Raw genomic sequence first — 19,659 nt, 5'->3', positions numbered from 1 at the left:
AAAGGGTAGTATACCTAAATGAATTCAAGATGGCTTATTCAACGCGCTATTGCTGCTACGAATTTTTATCCAATATACGAACAATAAAGCGTTGAATTTTAAATTGTGGGGGTGAGGCTTAGTGTCGCCTTAGCTGCACACAGCAAGTTCAAACTCAATATCTTGTGTGCACGCTTGACCGTTTTCAAACGACATAAACTTGATCGCAAAGCGGTTTTTATGGCCAGAAATCATAGGATAAACGCCATATTCCATTGGGATGTGAAGTCTTAGAATATTAGCTTCATCAGCGTCACTTTGGAAGAAACCCGTACGACCGATTTGAGCTTTAAAATGTCCGGTCTCTCTAGTGAGCTTTAACCATAATGAAAGGGCATCAGACAAGGGCCTTAAGCTTGCTTGCCACTGCTGCGCATCATGCTTTTTGCGTTCAATGGGTAGGTGAAGCCAGTAATGTAACGCTGGCAAATCAAAACAGCATGAACCACCCGGTAGATTAAAGCGTTGGCGGATAGAGCTTAAGAAGCGATCTTCTTTTAGTGCTTGACCAAAACGCTCTGCACCCATCAGTTGGCTATGAACGACATCTATCTCTTGTAGTAGGGTATTTAATGCGTCCTGATCGACGCCATCAACATTTAGCCAATGGCGGTACGACAATCGTTGTTTCTCTAAATCTTTGGCCAGTTCACTTTTTAGCTGGATCTGTTCGAAGATTTCAACCATATCGAATAACGCACGGAAAAACAGTTGGTACTGGTGATTTTCGCTAAACCCAGAGGCCAAGTGAGCCTGACGCAGCAGAGACTCCACTCTTAGATAAATACGAGTTTTCTCATTTAACGGATGTTCAAATTTGTGCGTGGTCATCGACATAAGCCTTTGTGAGTTTCGTTCCTATTTTCGCAGATTTTTCTTACACATGGCTAGGTACTTTTCGTGCAAATCTGTGATTTGAAGCAAAAGATCTGGGTCACTTGGATTATTCTTAACCACATCGTCTGCAAGCGCGAGTCTTTGCTCTCTTGATGCTTGAGAGGCAAGGATAGCGCGAGCTTGTTCTTCACTCACATTGTCTCGTTTCATCGTGCGAGATATCTGTGTATTCGGTTCTACATCGACGACAAGAACTCGATCACACAAACTGTCTAGCTTGTTTTCCACGAGCAACGGCACCACAAGTAACGCATACTCTGAGGTGACTTGCTGCAAATCTTCGATCATCTTTTCACGAATTATCGGGTGCAACAGTGCGTTGAGCCATGCTTTTTCATCTGAGTTTGAAAAGATTTTCTCTCTCAGCTTTGCGCGATCTAAAGTTTGGTCTTCACGAACTATATCGTGACCAAAATGTTCAATAATCGCGTTTAGGCCGGGAGTGCCTGGCTCGACAACTTCTCTTGCTACAATGTCTGCATCGACGATATCGATTTTAAATTGTTGTTTGAACAGATTCGCGACGGTTGTTTTACCGCTAGCGATACCACCTGTTAAACCAATAACCAAAGCCATTTACACTCCTAGAACTGAAGTAAAGTACCAGTTTAAAATCTGGTCGCCCCAAATTAAGCTTATCCAACCAGCAATTGCTAAGTAAGGACCGAAAGGAAAAGCTTTTTCAATTCCCTGTTTTTGCAAGCGTAGTTGAATGATGCCAAATACGATGCCAACCACAGAAGAAAGTAGAATGATCATCGGCAGTGACTGCCAGCCCAGCCAAGCCCCTAGTGCTGCGAGTAGTTTAAAATCACCATATCCCATTCCTTCTTTACCGGTAAGTAACTTAAAGCCCCAGTAAACGGACCAGAGACATAGGTAACCAGCAATAGCACCAATGACAGAATCTTGTAGAGTAACAGGACTTATTTCGACTAATGCTAAGGCAATGCCAGCCCAAGTTAATGGTAATGTTAATTGGTCAGGTAACAACATAGTATCGAGATCGATAAATGTTGCGGCGATTAAGATAAAAGTGAAAAAGAGTAGGGCAACGGTAAAGTAACTAAAACCAAAGTGGTAAGCGACAAAGCCTGAGCAGAACGCAGTGAGCAGTTCAATCAGTGGATAGCGTGCGCTAATGGCTGTCTGACAGTTGTGGCATTTGCCTTTTAAAAGAAGCCAGCTAATCACAGGGATGTTGTCTCGAATACGTATCGGCGTTGCGCACTTCTGACAGGAGGAGCGTGGGACGCTCAAGGTCAGCACTTCTTTAGGAGGTTCTATTTTGTATTCAGGAAATGACTCGGCACATTCGCGTCGCCATTCTAGTTCCATGATTTTAGGTAGTCGATAAATAACCACATTGAGGAAGCTACCCACGATCAGACCGAAGATGGTGGCAAACACAACGAATAGCCAAGGGTAGTACTGGAATACTTCCATATTTGTCTCTTGAGCGATGAGTGAAATCAGCAAGATGCTGTTTTAAATGAGTTAACAGCTCATTCTAGCCCAATACACTCATTAAGTTAAAGATTGGCAAGTACATTGCTGTCACTAATCCGCCAACAACGATGCCTAAAAAAACGATAATTAGCGGCTCTAGAATTTTACTAAGGTTGTCGACGGTGTTATCGACTTCAAACTCGTAGATCGTTGCAACTTTATTGAGCATATCGTCAAGTCGACCAGACTCTTCACCGATCATAACCATTTGTAACACCAATTCAGGGAACACATTACAATTACGCATGGCAACATACATTGGCATACCTGCGGCGGTATCACGGTAAACTTCTTCTATGGCGAGTTGATAGTGTAAGTTTCCTGAGGTTTTTGATGTGGTTTTTAAACTGGTTAGAATTGGAATACCCGCTGTAAAGCTTGTGGCGAGTGTTCGACTAAATTTGGCGATAGCGGCTTTTGATAATACAGGCCCAAGGACAGGAAATTTAAGCACAGATCGATTGAGCATTAAGCGAAAAGAATCTGAACGCTTAGAGAGGAGTCTCGCCGAGATGAATAGACTGATAGAGCCTAGTGCTATAAAGGGGCTCCAGTTTTGTGTCCAGGCGGAAAGATCTAACACTTGCCTGGTAAACCAAGGTAAGTCAGCACCAAAACCAACAAACATTTTTTCGAACTCGGGAATGACTTTGGTGAGCATGATAAACGACACGCCTAACGCTACTAGCACTACCATGGCTGGGTAAATCAGTGCTTTGATCACTTTCGCACGAAGCTGCTCATTTTTTTCTCGGTAGGTGGCTAAGCGCTCGAATACTTCCGCTAAGTTACCGGATTGCTCACCTGTTGCGATAAGGTCGGTATAGAGTGAGTCAAAGTGTTCACTTGCAGTGCGCATGGCTTTTGACATGGGTGTACCCGCTTCAACGGCGCGTGTCACACTCATCAAAATGGATTTCATCTCTGCTTTTTTGTGATTTTCTGATACCAATTTTAAAGCCTGAACTAAGGGTACACCGGTTATCAACATCGTCGAAATTTGACGGGTAAACACCGTGATGTCTCTGCCTTTCACGCGATGGCTGAGTTTAGTGAGAAACGAGATACTGCTTTTCTTTAACTTCTTGATCTTGATGTGCTGTGCGTCTAGACGCTCGCGTACTTCAATTTCTGTCATCGCGAGGGTTTGTCCAGACGTCTTTTTGCCTGAACTGTTGATGCCTTTCCAGCGGAAGTTTTTAAGTTGTGGTGTAGTGCTTTTCATAGAGGTGACTGCTGATTAAAGGATTAAAAATAAAGTACGCGCTGTAGTTCACTAAAACTTGTGATCCCTTGTTTGAGTTTTTCTATGCCCGACATTTGTAACGTGCTCATACCATTTGCGATGGCGAGTTTTTCTAGTTCATGTACCGACGCGCCTTTAATAAGCGCTTCGGAAAGAAATTCATCAAAGCGCATCACTTCATAAATCCCCGTTCGGCCGGAATAACCATGGGTACACTCATTGCATCCATCGGGATTGGCTTTAAAAATGTTGTCGCTTGCTTGAATTCCGAGATGTTGTAGCTGAACGGTAAGCTCTTGTGATTGTTTGCAGTGCGAGCACAGTTTACGGGCTAAGCGCTGGGCAATAATCAAACTAAGAGATGAGGCCAAGTTAAAGCTTTCTACGCCCATGTTTGATAAACGAATAACCGTTTCAGCCGCAGAATTGGTATGTAAGGTTGAAAGTACTAAGTGACCGGTTTGCGATGCTTTTATGGCGATTTCCGCAGTGTCTAAGTCACGAATCTCACCGACCATTACTACATCGGGGTCTTGACGAAGAAAAGAGCGTAATGCCTCTGCGAAGCCAAAGCCGATCTTGGGCTGTACTTGTACTTGGTTAATGCCCGATAAGTTAATTTCTACCGGATCTTCTGCTGTGGAAATGTTGATTTCTGGCTTATTGAGAATACTCAGCCCAGTGTACAGAGAAACGGTTTTTCCGCTCCCGGTAGGGCCTGTCATCAGAATCATGCCTTGTGGGCGACGCAGCGCATCCAAGTACAATTGTTTTTGTTGTTCGCTATAACCAAGCTTGTCGATATCCAGTGACGCAGAGCTGCTGTCGAGCAGTCGTAATACAATTTTCTCTCCGAATAGAGTCGGTAGCGTGGATACACGCATATCAATCGCGGTGTCTTGATTCAACTTGAGCTTAATACGCCCATCTTGTGGTAAACGTCGCTCTGCAATATCAAGCTTAGAGAGGATTTTGATACGAGCGGATAAGCGGCGACTTAAGTGGCTTGGTGGCTGCTGTGTTTCAATTAAGATGCCATCACAGCGTAGGCGAACGCGGTACATCTTTTCATAAGGTTCAAAGTGGATATCGGATGCGCCTTTGCGCACAGCGTCCAACAGAATTTGGTTGATATAACGACTAACAGGAGATTCGTCTTGGCTCAAGTCTTCAATGTTGTCGATTTCATCTGCGCCCACGTCAACCAGATTGGCTAACTCTTCTTGGTTGATCTCTTTTAATCCGGACTTCTCGTGACTCAATGAACGACCATATAAGCGTCGAATTGCCGCGCTGAGTTGACGAAAATCCGCCAAGACCAGTTCAATCTGTAAACCAGTGGCAAAGCGGAAATCGTCTTCTGCTTGTTGGTTCGTGGGGTCGGCAACGGCGAGTAATAACGTTGAAGACGTACGCTGGAGTGGGAGTGCGTTATGTCGAGTGATTAATTCACGTAGACCGAGTTGTTGACAAAGCGAAGCGTACTCATACTGAGATAACTCGGGCTGACTCAAACCAAAGAGAGAACTTAAGTGATCAGCGAGCTCGCTTGATGTTAATAATCCAGAACTGAGTAAAGCTTCCGGCATTGAAATGCCAGAAGCTTTGACTTGCTCTATTAACGATTCTTCTTGGGAAAACGTCAGTAATCCTTTTTGACGAAGAATGGTTGAGAGGTTGGTTAACATCTAAGGTGTTACTGCTGCGCCACAACCTTTTAGGTTTTGCCCTGTGTCATGTGTACACTTCCAACCCGCAGAGGTCCTTGCAAAAGTAATCTTTTTGTTGGCTAGAGAAGCTTCTGTGTTGGTGATTTCGAACTCTAACTCACCAGCTTCCCCAGTACCTGGGGTTAGTTTTAGTGTTCCAAGTGCACTCATGTCCGTTGCACCACCAACATCACCAATATCAGAGTTAGGAGGGAAAACCCCTTTTTCTTGAATGTACATATCAATATTGGTGGTCAGTGCTCGTGGTACACTCACAGCTGTATTAGCTTCGGTTTTTAAAACATAACTTTGATAGGCTGGGATCGCTAACGCACTAAGAATACCGATAATTCCCACCACAATCATCAATTCGATCAGAGTAAAACCCTGTTGTTTTTTCTGTTTACTGTTTTTCATTTTTAACCCTTTCCTAAAAATTAATAATGCTCTTGCATTAGCGAAAGATTATGGAGAGTTAAGGTGGGTTGAAAATGGGGAAGAGATGGGCTCTCGAGTGAGATAAAACTCTTTGGTGAAAAGTTGCATATCGCATGCAGAGTTTTGCGAGTAGTACTATTTTTTAGCGGATAAAAAGAAAGGGCCAATAGGCCCTTTTTAATGATGAATTACTCACAACCTACTGAGTTAGTTGAAGTAATTTTATATTTGTTGCTTCAACTATTTGAAGCGCATCGAAAGATCCATCGCTTTTAGATGCTTAGTCAACGCGCCTACCGAAATGTAATCGACACCGGTTTCTGCGTATTCTGCGATGGTCTCTAGCGTAATGTTGCCGGAGTTCTCTAAAGCGGCACGACCTGCGTTAATCGCTACGGCTTCACGCATCATTTCTTTTGTGAAGTTATCTAGCATGATGATGTCGGCACCGGCGTCTATCGCTTGTTTCAACTCTTCTAAGCTTTCCGTTTCTACTTCTACCGGTTTGCCTGGGTTGAGCTCTTTCGCTTTTTGGATCGCTTGAGTAATACCACCACAAGCAATAATGTGGTTTTCTTTAATAAGGTAAGCGTCGAACACACCGATGCGATGGTTAAAGCCACCACCGCAGGTCACGGCGTATTTTAGTGCGCTACGCAGACCAGGAATGGTTTTGCGTGTGTCTAGTAGACGACACTCAGTATGCGCGATTTTTTCAGCGTACTCTGCGGTAACTGTTGCGCAGCCAGACAGCGTTTGGATGAAGTTCATTGCGTTACGCTCACCAGTCAACAAGTCACGAGCAGGGCCTGTCAGCGTGCAAAGGGTTTGGTTAGGTTCGACTTTATCGCCGTCCTTTACGTGCCATTCAATGCTGACCTTGCCACCGAGCTGCTTAAAAACTTCATCTGCCCATGCTTGACCACAGAACACACCATGCTCACGAGTAATAACCGTTGCGGTATTAACCGCATCGGCAGGGATCAAAGATGCAGTAATGTCGTTATCTGCGTCGACACTGCCACCTAGATCTTCTTTTAAGGTATCAGCGACAGAGCGAGTGATCTCTAAAGGGAGTTGTTGTTTAAGGTATTCTAGGCGTTCTTGAATGTTGTGTGTGTTCTTCATCGCAAATCTTGTCTTGAAAGGGAGATGGCAACGGATGATACTCTCCGGTGTCAATAATTTCAGCAGTTAATTTGCAAAGTAGAGAGGTTGATATGCGCCCAATTATCGAGAATGGCTGGCTGACACAGGCAAAGCATGTTCCGTCACCATTTTTTGATGCCCGCTCTGATACAAACGACATCTCTCTACTGGTGGTACACAACATCAGTTTGCCTCCTGGGCAGTTTGGTGGACCATATATAGAGGACTTCTTCACTGGCAAGCTAGACCCAAACGCACATCCATTTTTTGAAGTTATTCACAAAATGGGCGTTTCTGCACATTGCTTGATTAAGAGAAACGGCGAGGTTGTTCAATTTGTTTCTTTTCTCGATAGAGCATGGCATGCCGGTCAATCCAGTTTCGCGGGTAGGGAGCGTTGTAATGACTATTCCATTGGTATCGAGCTTGAAGGGACAGAATTTACTGCCTACACAGAAGCGCAATATCAATCACTTGCAGAGATCACTGAGGTGATTATGCAGTCTTATCCTCAAATCACCTTGCCACGAATTACTGGTCATCAATATATTGCGCCCTTGAGAAAAAGCGATCCTGGTCTAAGCTTTGATTGGGTGAAATATAGACAGCTTATACAGCGTTGATTTGTAGCGAAAGTGTAAATTCAAAAAAGCGAAATAAATAAGGCATACGATCAGGTATGCCTTTTTTTGATACCAGAAATATTAATGATTGTTAAAAGTTAACTACATTTTTACGCTCGTATACGCCGTTTTGGTCAAGAAATAGACTGATAATTTTGTCATTTTCTGTATTTCTTTTCCAAAATTGCTAGCACGTCGACTTCCCATTTGTATGCTTTATGTAATTGGTCATACCAATTCTATTGCTGTTTTAACAGTCGATTGTTATCAGAGTGTTGGAAGTAAGCTCGTTCTATGATTTAGGTCAATTTTCGGCTGGACAGTGGCGTTTTAATTATGTTAATTTCTGCACCAACTTAAAATTGGTATTACCAATTACCTGCAAGAGTAGAAGAACAATAAATTATGGCTTATCAAAGGATTCGTCAGCCAAAACTCTCTGATGTTATCGAACAAGAGTTAGAAAGGTTGATAGTGGAAGGAACATTGTCTCCGGGGCAACAACTGCCTCCAGAGCGTGAACTGGCAAGACAGTTCGATGTGTCTCGTCCTTCAGTCCGAGAAGCCATTCAACGCTTAGAAGCGAAGCGTTTGTTAACTCGTCGCCAAGGTGGCGGAACATTCGTAAGTGAGAATATCTGGAAGAGCTTTTCAGATCCCTTGTTGAATTTGTTGTCTAGTCATTCTGAAACCCAGCTTGATGTGCTTGAGTCTCGTCATGCAATGGAAGGAATTTCAGCTTACTTTGCAGCTTTACGTGGTACCGAAGAAGATTTTGCGCGTATTCAAGGTTGCCTTGAACGCATTAGCCAAGAGCAAGCAAACAACGATATCGAAGCTGAATCTGCGGAAGTGATGCAATTTTTGATCGCTTTGACCGAAGCCGCGCACAACGTGGTTTTGTTGCACATTGTTCGAAGCTTAGCACCTTTGCTTGAGCAAAATATTCTACAAAATTTTAAATTACTATGTCGCCGCCCAGAAGCGGTCGAGAAAGTCAGTAAACACCGAGCCAATATCGTGGATGCGATTGTTTCTGGTCAGCCTGAAAAGGCGCGAGAAATGTCCCACTCGCACTTGGCTTACATCGAAGAAACATTGTTGGATTTGACTCGAGAAGAGTCTCGACGAGAGCGTTCTCTACGTCGAATTCAGCAGGGTAACGACTCGTAAGAGCGTTACTTAAATAAGTAGATCCAACCAACAGAAGGATAGATCGCCATGTCTGATATGAAGCATGACGTAGATGCACTGGAAACTCAAGAATGGCTACAAGCGCTTGAGTCAGTTGTACGTGAAGAAGGTCTAGAGCGTGCTCAATTCCTATTAGAGCAAGTTCTAGACAAAGCACGTCTAGACGGTGTTGATATGCCAACAGGTATCACAACTAACTACATCAACACGATTCCTGCAGACCAAGAACCAGCATACCCAGGTGACACAACACTTGAGCGTCGTATTCGCTCAATTATTCGTTGGAACGCTATCATGATCGTTCTACGTGCATCTAAGAAAGACCTAGAGCTAGGCGGCCACATGGCGTCTTTCCAGTCTTCTGCTGCGTTCTACGAGACATGTTTCAACCACTTCTTCCGTGCGCCAAACGAGAAGGACGGTGGCGACCTAGTTTACTACCAAGGTCACATTTCACCAGGTATCTACTCACGTGCATTCGTTGAAGGTCGTCTAACTGAAGAGCAGCTAGACAACTTCCGTCAAGAAGTAGACGGCAAAGGTATTCCTTCATACCCGCACCCTAAACTGATGCCTGAATTCTGGCAGTTCCCGACAGTATCGATGGGCCTAGGTCCAATCGCTTCTATCTACCAAGCTCGTTTCCTTAAGTACCTAGAAGGCCGTGGTCTTAAAGATACTTCAGAGCAGCGCGTTTACGCGTTCCTAGGTGACGGTGAGATGGATGAGCCAGAATCACGTGGTGCTATCTCTTTCGCTGCGCGTGAGAAGCTAGACAACCTATGTTTCCTAATCAACTGTAACCTACAGCGTCTAGATGGCCCTGTAATGGGTAACGGTAAGATCATTCAAGAACTTGAAGGTCTGTTCAAAGGTGCTGGTTGGAACGTAGTGAAGGTAATCTGGGGTAACAACTGGGATTCACTACTAGCTAAAGATACTTCTGGTAAGCTTCTACAGCTTATGAACGAAACGATCGATGGCGACTACCAAACATTCAAATCTAAAGATGGCGCGTACGTACGTGAGCACTTCTTTGGTAAATACCCAGAGACAGCGGCACTTGTTGCTGACATGACTGATGACGAAATCTTCGCACTTAAGCGTGGTGGTCACGAGTCTTCTAAGCTATACGCGGCATACAAAAACGCGGCAGAAACTAAAGGTCGTCCAACAGTAATCCTAGCTAAGACTGTTAAAGGTTACGGCATGGGTGAAGCGGCTGAAGGTAAGAACATCGCGCACCAAGTTAAGAAGATGGACATGACTCACGTACTACACCTACGTGATCGTCTAGGTCTTCAAGACATCCTAACTGACGAAGCTGTGAAAGAACTTCCGTACCTGAAACTTGAAGAAGGTTCAAAAGAGTACGAATACCTACACGCTCGTCGTAAAGCGCTACACGGCTACACACCACAGCGTCTACCAAAATTCACTCAAGAATTCATCGTTCCTGAGCTAGAAGAATTCAAGCCACTACTAGAAGAACAGAAGCGTGATATCTCTTCTACTATGGCATTCGTACGTGCACTAAACGTTCTACTTAAGAACAAGAACATTGGTAAGAACATCGTTCCGATCATTGCTGACGAAGCGCGTACATTCGGTATGGAAGGTCTGTTCCGTCAAATCGGCATCTACAACCCGCACGGCCAAACTTACACACCAGAAGACCGTGGCGTTGTTTCTTACTACAAAGAAGCGACTTCAGGTCAGGTTCTACAAGAAGGTATCAACGAGCTAGGTGCTATGTCTTCATGGGTTGCTGCTGCGACTTCATACTCGACAAACGACCTACCAATGATTCCGTTCTACATCTACTACTCAATGTTCGGCTTCCAACGTGTTGGCGACATGGCGTGGATGGCGGGTGACCAACAAGCACGTGGTTTCCTACTAGGTGCAACTGCGGGTCGTACAACGTTGAACGGTGAAGGTCTACAGCACGAAGACGGTCACTCGCACATTTTGGCGGGTACGGTTCCTAACTGTATTTCTTACGACCCAACATTCGCGTACGAAGTAGCAGTAATCATGCAAGACGGTATCCGTCGCATGTACGGTCCAGAACAAGAAAACGTGTTCTACTACCTAACGCTAATGAACGAAAACTACGCAATGCCAGCAATGCCAGAAGGCGCTGAAGAAGGCATCCGTAAAGGTATCTACAAGTTAGAAACTTACACTGGCGACAAAGCGAAAGTTCAGCTAATGAGCTCTGGTACTATCATGAATGAAGTACGTAAAGCAGCTCAAATCCTAAGCGAAGATTACGGTGTTGCTTCTGATGTTTACTCTGTAACGTCATTCAACGAACTAACTCGCGATGGTCAAGATGCAGAGCGTTTCAACATGCTTCACCCAGAAGCGGAAGCAAAAGTACCTTACATCCAAACAGTAATGGGCACTGAGCCTGCTATCGCAGCAACTGACTACATGAAGAACTACGCAGAGCAGGTTCGTGCATACATTCCTGCTGAGTCTTTCAAAGTGCTTGGTACTGATGGCTTCGGTCGTTCAGACAGCCGTGAAAACCTACGTCGTCACTTCGAAGTGAACGCAGGTTACGTAGTAGTAGCAGCGCTAACTGAACTAGCGAAACGTGGCGAAGTTGAGAAATCTGTAGTTGCAGAAGCAATTAAGAAATTCGACATCGACACAGAGAAAACAAACCCGCTATACGCTTAATTAAGAAGGTAGATAAGAAATGGCAATCGAAATTAATGTACCAGACATCGGTGCGGATGAGGTTGAAGTTACTGAGATTCTTGTAAGCGTTGGCGACAAGGTTGAAGAAGAGCAGTCTCTGATCACAGTTGAAGGCGATAAAGCTTCTATGGAAGTTCCTGCTTCTCAAGCGGGTATCGTTAAAGAAATCAAAGTTGCAGAAGGCGACAAGGTTTCTACTGGTTCTCTAATCATGATTTTCGAAGCCGAGGGTGCAGCTGACGCTGCACCTGCTCCTGCGGCAGAAGCAGCTCCAGCAGCAGCTCCAGCTCCAGCAGCAGCGGCAGAACTAAAAGAAGTTCACGTACCAGACATCGGTGGTGATGAAGTAGAAGTTACTGAAATCATGGTTGCCGTTGGCGATAGCATCGAAGAAGAGCAATCTCTTCTAACTGTTGAAGGCGACAAAGCTTCTATGGAAGTTCCAGCGCCATTCGCAGGGACTCTAAAAGAGATCAAAGTTGCAGCAGGCGATAAAGTATCGACTGGCTCACTTATCATGGTGTTCGAAACAGCAGGTTCAGGCGCTCCAGCAGCACCAGCACCAGCGGCAACTGAAGCTCCTGCGGCAGCAGCTCCAGCAGCGTCTGCGGCAAAAGAAGTGAACGTTCCAGATATCGGCGGCGACGAAGTTGAAGTTACTGAGATCATGGTTGCGGTTGGCGACACAGTGGAAGAAGAGCAATCTCTAATCACTGTTGAAGGTGACAAAGCTTCTATGGAAGTTCCTGCACCATTCGCTGGCACAGTTAAAGAAATCAAGATTGCAGCTGGCGACAAAGTGTCTACTGGCTCACTAATCATGGTATTCGAAGTAGCGGGCGCAGCACCTGCTCCGGCAGCGGCTCCAGCTCAAGCGGCAGCACCTGCAGCGGCGGCTCCTAAAGCAGAAGCTCCAGCGGCAGCAGCTCCAGCAGCGACTGGCGATTTCAAAGAAAACGATGAGTATGCTCACGCGTCTCCAGTTGTTCGTCGTCTAGCGCGTGAATTTGGCGTTAATCTTTCTAAGGTTAAAGGTTCTGGTCGTAAGAGCCGTATCCTAAAAGAAGACGTTCAAGCTTACGTGAAAGATGCACTTAAGCGTCTTGAGTCTGGCGCAGGTGCAGCAGCATCTGGTAAAGGCGACGGCGCGGCTCTTGGTCTACTACCATGGCCAAAAGTGGACTTCAGCAAGTTTGGTGAGACAGAAGTTCAACCGCTATCTCGTATTAAGAAGATCTCTGGTGCAAACCTACACCGTAACTGGGTAATGATCCCGCACGTTACACAGTGGGATAACGCAGACATCACGGCTCTTGAAGCATTCCGTAAAGAGCAAAACGCGATTGAAGCGAAGAAAGACACTGGCATGAAGATCACACCACTTGTGTTCATCATGAAAGCAGTAGCTAAAGCGCTTGAAGCGTTCCCAGCGTTCAACTCTTCTCTATCAGAAGACGGTGAGAGCCTAATTCTGAAGAAATACGTGAATGTTGGTATCGCGGTAGATACACCAAACGGTCTAGTTGTTCCTGTATTTAAAGACGTGAACAAGAAAGGCATCTACGAGCTATCTGAAGAGCTAATGGCGGTTTCTAAGAAAGCACGTGCTGGTAAGCTAACAGCGGCTGACATGCAAGGTGGTTGTTTCACTATCTCTAGCCTAGGTGGTATCGGCGGTACTGCGTTTACTCCAATCGTAAACGCGCCAGAAGTTGGTATCCTAGGTGTGTCTAAGTCAGAGATGAAACCGGTATGGAACGGTAAAGAGTTTGAACCGCGTCTACAACTTCCACTATCTCTATCATACGACCACCGTGTGATCGATGGTGCTGAAGGTGCGCGCTTCATCACTTACCTAAACTCATGTCTATCTGACATTCGTCGTCTAGTTCTGTAATAGAAATTAGATGAATGAGAGGCGGCAACTTAGCCGCCTCTGCTAATCATAATTACCGACAATTTGGTTATCAGCCTTGCTTCGTTCAGGGTTTTCACAATCGAATTGTTGTCTAGCTCACAGGCTAAATTGATTTACTTTTCACACCATTAACATCTCTGTAAACTGTTAGCGGTCTGAAAATAACTGTTTAAAACAAATCTCTCTTAAACATAAAAAATCGATACCCACTCAGCCTGTTAGGGATAATGACTACAAGAGGTCAAAATGAGCAAAGAAATTAAAGCCCAAGTTGTTGTACTTGGTTCTGGTCCTGCTGGTTACTCCGCTGCATTCCGTTGTGCGGACTTAGGTCTTGAAACTGTACTAGTTGAACGTTACAGCACGCTTGGCGGTGTATGTCTGAACGTGGGTTGTATCCCATCTAAAGCACTGCTTCACGTTTCTAAAGTAATTGAAGAAGCGAAAGCGATGGCTGACCACGGCGTTGTGTTCGGTGAGCCTCAAACAGACATCAGCAAAATCCGCATCTGGAAAGAAAAAGTTGTTAACCAACTAACTGGCGGCCTAAGCGGCATGGCTAAGATGCGTAACGTAACAGTAGTTAACGGTTACGGTAAGTTCACTGGCCCTAACTCTATCCTTGTAGAAGGCGAAGGTGAGCCAACAGTTGTTAACTTTGACAACGCAATCGTTGCGGCTGGTTCTCGTCCAATCAAACTGCCATTTATCCCGCATGAAGACCCACGTATTTGGGACTCTACTGACGCTCTTGAACTAAAAGAAGTGCCAGAAAAACTGCTTATCATGGGTGGTGGTATCATCGGTCTAGAAATGGGTACGGTTTACCACTCTCTAGGTTCTAAAGTTGAAGTTGTTGAAATGTTTGACCAGGTAATTCCTGCAGCAGACAAAGATATCGTGAAAGTATTTACTAAGCGTATCAAAGACAAGTTCAAGCTAATGCTAGAAACGAAAGTAACAGCAGTTGAAGCAAAAGAAGACGGTATCTACGTTTCAATGGAAGGCAAGAAAGCGCCAGCTGAAGCTGAGCGTTACGATGCGGTTCTAGTAGCTATCGGTCGTGTACCAAATGGTAAGCTAATCGACGGTGAAAAAGCGGGTCTAGAAATTGACGAGCGTGGCTTCATCAACGTTGATAAGCAAATGCGTACTAACGTTCCTCACATCTTCGCGATCGGTGATATCGTTGGTCAACCAATGCTTGCTCACAAAGGTGTGCATGAAGGTCACGTAGCTGCTGAAGTTATCTCTGGTAAGAAGCACTACTTCGACCCTAAAGTTATCCCTTCAATTGCGTACACTGAGCCAGAAGTAGCTTGGGTTGGTAAGACTGAAAAAGAAGCGAAAGAAGAAGGCATCAAGTACGAAGTGGCGACATTCCCATGGGCAGCATCAGGTCGTGCAATCGCATCTGACTGTGCAGACGGTATGACTAAGCTAATCTTCGACAAAGAAACTCACCGCGTAATCGGTGGTGCTATCGTTGGTACTAACGGTGGTGAACTACTTGGTGAAATCGGCCTTGCAATTGAGATGGGCTGTGATGCAGAAGATATCGCTCTGACTATCCACGCTCACCCAACTCTACACGAGTCTGTAGGTCTAGCTGCTGAAGTATTTGAAGGTTCAATCACTGACCTGCCAAACAAAAAAGCAGTTAAGAAGAAGTAAGCTTTTTCTGACTGAATGATAGAAGCCGCTGCATTGCAGCGGTTTTTTTATGCTTGTTAGTTAGGAATATAAATGTGTTCTTAGCTGACAGAAGACAATAAAAAGCCCACCAAACGGTGGGCTGACATATATTGCGAGTTAAGCTTTAGTGTTCACGGTTGTAAATGCAAAGCATGTCTAAGTATGAACTAACAAGGTGCTTAAGTTCCGCTTCACTTTTTGCACGGTTCGCTTGGACAAACAGTGAGTAACAAATACCGTGGAACAAGTTTGCCAAGTGTTCTGAATCGTGCTGGTCACACACTTCGCCACGTTCAATCGCTTTAATGAACATGTTTTGTACCAGCAACTGGTTAGTACGGTTAGTTGAAACAAACAATGGCCATACTTCGTCACGTGTTGAAGCACTCCACTCGAACCAAACTTTTAGCCAGTGACAGTCTTGACTGACAAGCTCGATCATTGCATTAGTAATATTGGCGATGTTTTCACGTGCGTGTAAGTCTAAGTCAATGTTATCCGATAGGAAGTTCGAGAACTGACGTACGACGTGGTTGAGTACTTCATCCACTAAGTCTTCACGAGTCGGGAAGTAGTTAAAAACGGTCGCCACAGAAACTTGAGCAATTTCTGCGATATCTGCGTGACCACCACGACCGATGCCGCGGCGCGCAAACACTTCCAATGCGATTTCCATTAACTGTTGCTTACGTTTGATCGGGGAAAGCCTAGTTCTAGGTCTCTTTGCAATTGAGTCCATATCCATTTTCCTTGCCATTTGAGTTGATATTGGGGGTAACCCCCTAATTGATTATTTTAATAGTTGCTTAAAGCAGTGATGAGTGTAATGGTGCATATCAACAAGGTCAACATCTGTAGAACAATTTATATACAGTAATGTCATTATTATTGATAAATTTAGCTATGAACTTTATAAAACTAAGACCTTCTTCCAAGATTTTTTGGCAACAGGATGTGACTTTCAACCCAATGAACGTGGTGATACACTACACGCCGTAAGATTAGGTGATCGTTTGCGTGCGACTTACCTCAACCCACAAATTAGATTGAGCACAGTATGAAACATACAATAGAAGTCATGATTTCTGAGCAAGAAGTTCAGGAACGAGTTCGTGAATTAGGCAAACAAATTACAGAGCGTTATCAAGGTAGTGAAGATCTTGTGTTGGTAGGCTTATTGCGTGGCTCATTTGTATTTATGGCAGACTTGGCACGTGCTATCGAACTGACTCACCAAGTTGATTTTATGACAGCGTCAAGCTACGGCAACACAATGGAAAGTTCACGTGACGTTCGTATCTTGAAAGATTTGGATGATGACATCAAAGGCAAAGACATTTTGCTTGTTGAAGACATCATTGATACAGGTAACACACTAAATAAAATCCGTGAGATCTTATCGCTGCGTGAGCCGAAGTCTATCGCGATTTGTACGCTCCTAGATAAACCATCTCGTCGTGAAGTGAATGTTCCTGTGGATTGGATTGGTTTCGAAATCCCAGATGAGTTTGTCGTTGGTGTGGGTATTGATTACGCGCAGAAATACCGCCACTTACCATACATCGGTAAAGTTGTACCTCAAGAATAATCATTGAGAGCAGCATTAAAAATATAAAAAAACGCCAATCTTAGATGGGCGTTTTTTGTTCAACTTTTAGATGTAGCTTAGCGACAAAGCAGCTTATTGTCTGTATTTAGAATCGTCGAAAGGGCTTTCTGATAAGACGCTTCTACGGTTTCCTTAGAGTTAGAACGAATGCCTAAGTACTCTAAACGACCATCTTCAATGCCGTATACCACGCCATGAATTTCAACATCTTGCCCACGCTCCCAAGCGTTTTGCAGGATGGTTGAGTTACCCAAGTTGTACACTTGCTCTGCAACATTAAGCTCGCCTAGTTTATCCGCTCGATCTTGCTGCGGCATTTGATCTAGGTAAGTGCGGTGTTTGAAATAGATATCTCTTATATGTAACAGCCAATTATTAATAAGACCTAGCTTAGGGTTATCAATGGCAGCGTTTACGCCACCACAGCCATAGTGTCCACAGACAATGATGTGCTTAACCTTAAGAACGTCTACGGCGTATTGAACGACGGACAGACAGTTGAGATCAGTATGGATGACTTGGTTTGCAACATTCCGATGAACGAATAGTTCACCCGAGTATAGTCCGGTTAGTCGCTCGGCAGGGACACGGCTATCAGAACAGCCAATCCAAAGAAAATCGGGCTTTTGACCCTCTGCGAGTTTTGCGAAGTATTCAGGTCGATCAGATTTGATCTCTTGAGACCATTTTGAATTGTTTTCAAATAACTGTTTAATTTCCGGCATCTTGCAAACTACTTCCCTTAAAAGACAAAAGCGCTGCCGCTTATATGAACATGCAAGCGATCAGTTTTGTAACTATACACAATGTTACAATTTCGATCTCGTTAAATATTCGTCAGACAGGACTCATCTGACTAGTTTTCATCAATAAAAACGTAAAATTAGGCCTAATTATTTGTGGTGTGAATTTAGCCTTAATCTATTTATGGTTTAAATTTTCGCCTGGCTCGTTAAAGTAATGACATTTTACTTTTTAAAATTGAATGCAGGGAAATCAGCAGTGTTCGGTAGTCGTTTTGAAGATATTAATTTCAAAGGGGATGTATTTGGCGGGGTAACCACAGCGATTATCTCTCTTCCTTTGGCGTTAGCGTTCGGTGTTGCATCCGGTGCAGGGGCAGAAGCAGGCCTCTGGGGCGCAATAATGGTCGGTCTGTTTGCTTCGTTGTTTGGTGGTTCTAATACGTTAATATCAGAACCAACAGGGCCAATGACGGTAATCATGACCGCTGTATTAACCAGTATGATGGCGAAGTATCCAGAAACGGGCATGGCCATGACCTTCACGGTTGTTATGATGGCTGGCGCGTTCCAAATCCTATTAGGGACGTTAAAACTGGGTAAATACGTTACCTTGATGCCTTATAGCGTGATTTCGGGCTTTATGTCAGGGATTGGCGTGATTCTTATCATTTTGCAGCTATCACCTTTGATGGGGCATGCCGCGCCTTCTGGAGGAGTGCTCGGAACATTATCTGCTTTGCCGGATACCATTTCTAACCTTAAGTTCAGTGAACTGTTTTTAGGTCTACTGACTTTGGGTATTCTCTTTTTCTTCCCTAAGCAATATCGAAAATATGTACCAGCGCAACTCGTGGCGTTGGTTGCGGTGACTTTATTGTCTGTGATGCTCTTCGATACTGAAGACATTCGTCGTATCGGTGAAATCCCGGCTGGATTGCCTTCTCTCGTTGCGCCTCATATTGATCCAGATATGTTTGTTGAGATGGTTATTGATGCGTTGGTGCTCGGCACCTTAGGCTGTATCGATACTTTGTTGACGGCGGTTATCGGTGACTCCTTGACTCGTAAAGAGCACGACTCAGACAAAGAACTGCGAGGCCAAGGCCTTGCCAACATGATCTCAGGCTTGTTCGGTGCACTACCTGGCGCGGGCGCAACGATGGGCACGGTGACTAACATTCAAGTTGGGGCTCGTTCGCCATTGTCCGGTGTGATTCGTGCACTTATGCTTGCATTGGTCGTATTGGTTGCGGGTGGATTAACGGAGCCGATCCCAATGGCTGTGTTGGCTGGCATTGCAGTATATGTCGGCTTTAACATTTTGGATTGGAGTTTTATTCAACGAGCACACAAGGTTAGCTTTTCCGGAATGGCGGTCATGTATGGCGTTATGTTGTTCACAGTGTTCGTTGATCTTATCGTTGCCGTGGGCTTGGGCGTCTTTATTTCCAACATTATTATCATTGAGCGTCTGAGCCGAGAGCAGGCGAGACAAGTAAAAGCAATCAGCGACGCGGATGAAGATGATGTGCCGCTGACTGACAGCGAGCGTGGTTTGTTGGATCGTGCTAATGGTAAAGTGCTGTTCTTTTATCTTTCCGGTCCGATGATCTTTAGTGTTTCTAAAGCCATTTCACGTCAGCACTCTAGTATTTCGGACTATGACGTGATGATTCTCGATCTTACGGATGTACCAATGATTGATGTGACCGTCGGTTTGGCGTTAGAGAATGCGATTAAGGATGCTCTCGATGCCAATTGTGCCGTGTATTTATTATGCCCGAATGAGCGAACACGAGAACAGCTAGAAAAGTTCCACGTCATTGATCTTGTCCCAAATGACAATATGTACCAATTCCGTTATGAAGCATTAAATGCGGCGGTAGCACATGTCGAGGCGGACCAGTATCAGCGTATAACGGCGTAATCACTCTGATCGTTAAAAACGCAACAGCGCTCTGTTGCGTTTTTTATTCCCTAACTTTTCCTTACTTGCAGATAACCTTTACGTTGATAGGGACTATATTTCCAACATTATCGAAAGGTTTAATTGTAATCATCGTTATTCAACGATAAACTGATGGACCTCCAGTACAATACCCAAGGCGATTTCGTAGTAAACCGCTGATAAACATCGAGTCGGTATTAGTAATCACAAACAAACGGCAATCAAGA

Annotated in this window: 16 protein-coding genes; 7 read left to right on the top strand and 9 right to left on the bottom strand. The window is 44.6% G+C overall.

All coding sequences use genetic code 11. The features are described from left to right. Window positions 1-129: 129 nt before the first annotated feature. The 7 genes from zapD to nadC all read right to left on the bottom strand — a co-directional run bounded on the left by zapD (window position 130) and on the right by nadC (window position 6,966). Window positions 130-870, bottom strand: coding sequence for a cell division protein ZapD (zapD, locus tag NB463_RS12460; RefSeq protein ID WP_258432226.1), 741 nt, complete (start codon window positions 868-870; stop codon window positions 130-132). A 27-nt stretch (window positions 871-897) separates the two neighbouring features. Continuing rightward, window positions 898-1,512, bottom strand: a complete 615-nt coding sequence (gene coaE, locus NB463_RS12455) for a dephospho-CoA kinase (protein ID WP_047008979.1) — start codon at window positions 1,510-1,512, stop codon at window positions 898-900. Further along, a complete protein-coding gene (locus NB463_RS12450; protein ID WP_012841418.1) occupies window positions 1,513-2,382 on the bottom strand; it encodes a prepilin peptidase in 870 nt (289 codons plus the stop codon). It abuts the gene before it with no gap. Window positions 2,383-2,446: 64 nt separating this feature from the next. Next, on the bottom strand, window positions 2,447-3,670 hold the full coding sequence (locus tag NB463_RS12445) for a type II secretion system F family protein (RefSeq protein WP_053809201.1): 1,224 nt from the start codon (window positions 3,668-3,670) through the stop codon (window positions 2,447-2,449). Between the two features lie 23 nt (window positions 3,671-3,693). Then, window positions 3,694-5,379 (bottom strand): type IV-A pilus assembly ATPase PilB, encoded by a 1,686-nt coding sequence (pilB, locus tag NB463_RS12440; protein ID WP_053809202.1) that lies wholly within the window; start codon window positions 5,377-5,379, stop codon window positions 3,694-3,696. Further along, window positions 5,380-5,817 carry a pilin gene (locus NB463_RS12435; protein WP_053809203.1) on the bottom strand — a complete coding sequence of 146 codons (438 nt, stop codon included), beginning with the start codon at window positions 5,815-5,817 and terminating at the stop codon, window positions 5,380-5,382. It abuts the gene before it with no gap. 261 nt (window positions 5,818-6,078) lie between these two features. Then, the gene (nadC, locus tag NB463_RS12430; protein ID WP_258432225.1) at window positions 6,079-6,966 is read right to left on the bottom strand and encodes a carboxylating nicotinate-nucleotide diphosphorylase; all 888 of its coding nucleotides are present in this window, start codon (window positions 6,964-6,966) and stop codon (window positions 6,079-6,081) included. Between the two features lie 92 nt (window positions 6,967-7,058). Here nadC and ampD point away from each other — a divergent pair, with 92 nt between their 5' ends. The 5 genes from ampD (at window position 7,059) to lpdA (ending at window position 15,108) form a co-directional block, all read left to right on the top strand. Further along, window positions 7,059-7,610, top strand: coding sequence for a 1,6-anhydro-N-acetylmuramyl-L-alanine amidase AmpD (gene ampD / locus NB463_RS12425; RefSeq protein WP_053809205.1), 552 nt, complete (start codon window positions 7,059-7,061; stop codon window positions 7,608-7,610). A gap of 405 nt (window positions 7,611-8,015) precedes the next feature. Next, the gene (pdhR, locus tag NB463_RS12420) at window positions 8,016-8,783 is read left to right on the top strand and encodes a pyruvate dehydrogenase complex transcriptional repressor PdhR (RefSeq protein WP_258432224.1); all 768 of its coding nucleotides are present in this window, start codon (window positions 8,016-8,018) and stop codon (window positions 8,781-8,783) included. A gap of 48 nt (window positions 8,784-8,831) precedes the next feature. After that, window positions 8,832-11,495 carry a pyruvate dehydrogenase (acetyl-transferring), homodimeric type gene (gene aceE, locus NB463_RS12415; protein WP_005396679.1) on the top strand — a complete coding sequence of 888 codons (2,664 nt, stop codon included), beginning with the start codon at window positions 8,832-8,834 and terminating at the stop codon, window positions 11,493-11,495. A gap of 19 nt (window positions 11,496-11,514) precedes the next feature. After that, window positions 11,515-13,413, top strand: coding sequence for a pyruvate dehydrogenase complex dihydrolipoyllysine-residue acetyltransferase (aceF, locus tag NB463_RS12410; RefSeq protein WP_258432223.1), 1,899 nt, complete (start codon window positions 11,515-11,517; stop codon window positions 13,411-13,413). 267 nt (window positions 13,414-13,680) lie between these two features. Further along, window positions 13,681-15,108 (top strand): dihydrolipoyl dehydrogenase, encoded by a 1,428-nt coding sequence (gene lpdA, locus NB463_RS12405; RefSeq protein WP_005379993.1) that lies wholly within the window; start codon window positions 13,681-13,683, stop codon window positions 15,106-15,108. Window positions 15,109-15,253: 145 nt separating this feature from the next. Here the strand turns inward: lpdA and opaR are convergent, their stop codons facing one another. Further along, complete coding sequence (gene opaR, locus NB463_RS12400; protein ID WP_031780576.1) at window positions 15,254-15,868, bottom strand: transcriptional regulator OpaR; 615 nt, start codon at window positions 15,866-15,868, stop codon at window positions 15,254-15,256. 318 nt (window positions 15,869-16,186) lie between these two features. Between opaR and hpt the strand changes: the two genes are divergently transcribed. Further along, window positions 16,187-16,717, top strand: coding sequence for a hypoxanthine phosphoribosyltransferase (hpt, locus tag NB463_RS12395; RefSeq protein WP_005379995.1), 531 nt, complete (start codon window positions 16,187-16,189; stop codon window positions 16,715-16,717). Between the two features lie 77 nt (window positions 16,718-16,794). Here the strand turns inward: hpt and can are convergent, their stop codons facing one another. Next, complete coding sequence (gene can / locus NB463_RS12390) at window positions 16,795-17,463, bottom strand: carbonate dehydratase (RefSeq protein WP_005379996.1); 669 nt, start codon at window positions 17,461-17,463, stop codon at window positions 16,795-16,797. A 277-nt stretch (window positions 17,464-17,740) separates the two neighbouring features. On the opposite strand from can, the gene NB463_RS12385 reads away from it, so the two are divergent. Beyond that, window positions 17,741-19,411 carry a SulP family inorganic anion transporter gene (locus NB463_RS12385; RefSeq protein ID WP_258432229.1) on the top strand — a complete coding sequence of 557 codons (1,671 nt, stop codon included), beginning with the start codon at window positions 17,741-17,743 and terminating at the stop codon, window positions 19,409-19,411. Window positions 19,412-19,659 lie beyond the last annotated feature (248 nt).

Origin of the sequence: Vibrio sp. RM-41-2B, assembly GCF_024744415.1 — a bacterium.
GTDB classification, from domain to species: domain Bacteria; phylum Pseudomonadota; class Gammaproteobacteria; order Enterobacterales; family Vibrionaceae; genus Vibrio; species Vibrio diabolicus.
The sequence above is the reverse complement of the archived record's forward strand: the minus strand, read 5'-3'. Positions and strand labels throughout refer to the sequence as shown.

Excerpts from the sequence above, each read along its gene's own strand:
- ampD (WP_053809205.1), top strand. The coding sequence starts at position 7,059 with ATGCGCCCAATTATCGAGAATGGCTGGCTGACACAGGCAAAGCATGTT.
- zapD (WP_258432226.1), bottom strand. The coding sequence starts at position 870 with ATGACCACGCACAAATTTGAACATCCGTTAAATGAGAAAACTCGTATT.
- NB463_RS12450 (WP_012841418.1), bottom strand. The coding sequence starts at position 2,382 with ATGGAAGTATTCCAGTACTACCCTTGGCTATTCGTTGTGTTTGCCACC.
- hpt (WP_005379995.1), top strand. The coding sequence starts at position 16,187 with ATGAAACATACAATAGAAGTCATGATTTCTGAGCAAGAAGTTCAGGAA.
- aceF (WP_258432223.1), top strand. The coding sequence starts at position 11,515 with ATGGCAATCGAAATTAATGTACCAGACATCGGTGCGGATGAGGTTGAA.
- opaR (WP_031780576.1), bottom strand. The coding sequence starts at position 15,868 with ATGGACTCAATTGCAAAGAGACCTAGAACTAGGCTTTCCCCGATCAAA.
- nadC (WP_258432225.1), bottom strand. The coding sequence starts at position 6,966 with ATGAAGAACACACACAACATTCAAGAACGCCTAGAATACCTTAAACAA.
- aceE (WP_005396679.1), top strand. The coding sequence starts at position 8,832 with ATGTCTGATATGAAGCATGACGTAGATGCACTGGAAACTCAAGAATGG.
- NB463_RS12445 (WP_053809201.1), bottom strand. The coding sequence starts at position 3,670 with ATGAAAAGCACTACACCACAACTTAAAAACTTCCGCTGGAAAGGCATC.
- pilB (WP_053809202.1), bottom strand. The coding sequence starts at position 5,379 with ATGTTAACCAACCTCTCAACCATTCTTCGTCAAAAAGGATTACTGACG.
- NB463_RS12435 (WP_053809203.1), bottom strand. The coding sequence starts at position 5,817 with ATGAAAAACAGTAAACAGAAAAAACAACAGGGTTTTACTCTGATCGAA.
- coaE (WP_047008979.1), bottom strand. The coding sequence starts at position 1,512 with ATGGCTTTGGTTATTGGTTTAACAGGTGGTATCGCTAGCGGTAAAACA.
- pdhR (WP_258432224.1), top strand. The coding sequence starts at position 8,016 with ATGGCTTATCAAAGGATTCGTCAGCCAAAACTCTCTGATGTTATCGAA.
- can (WP_005379996.1), bottom strand. The coding sequence starts at position 17,463 with ATGCCGGAAATTAAACAGTTATTTGAAAACAATTCAAAATGGTCTCAA.
- lpdA (WP_005379993.1), top strand. The coding sequence starts at position 13,681 with ATGAGCAAAGAAATTAAAGCCCAAGTTGTTGTACTTGGTTCTGGTCCT.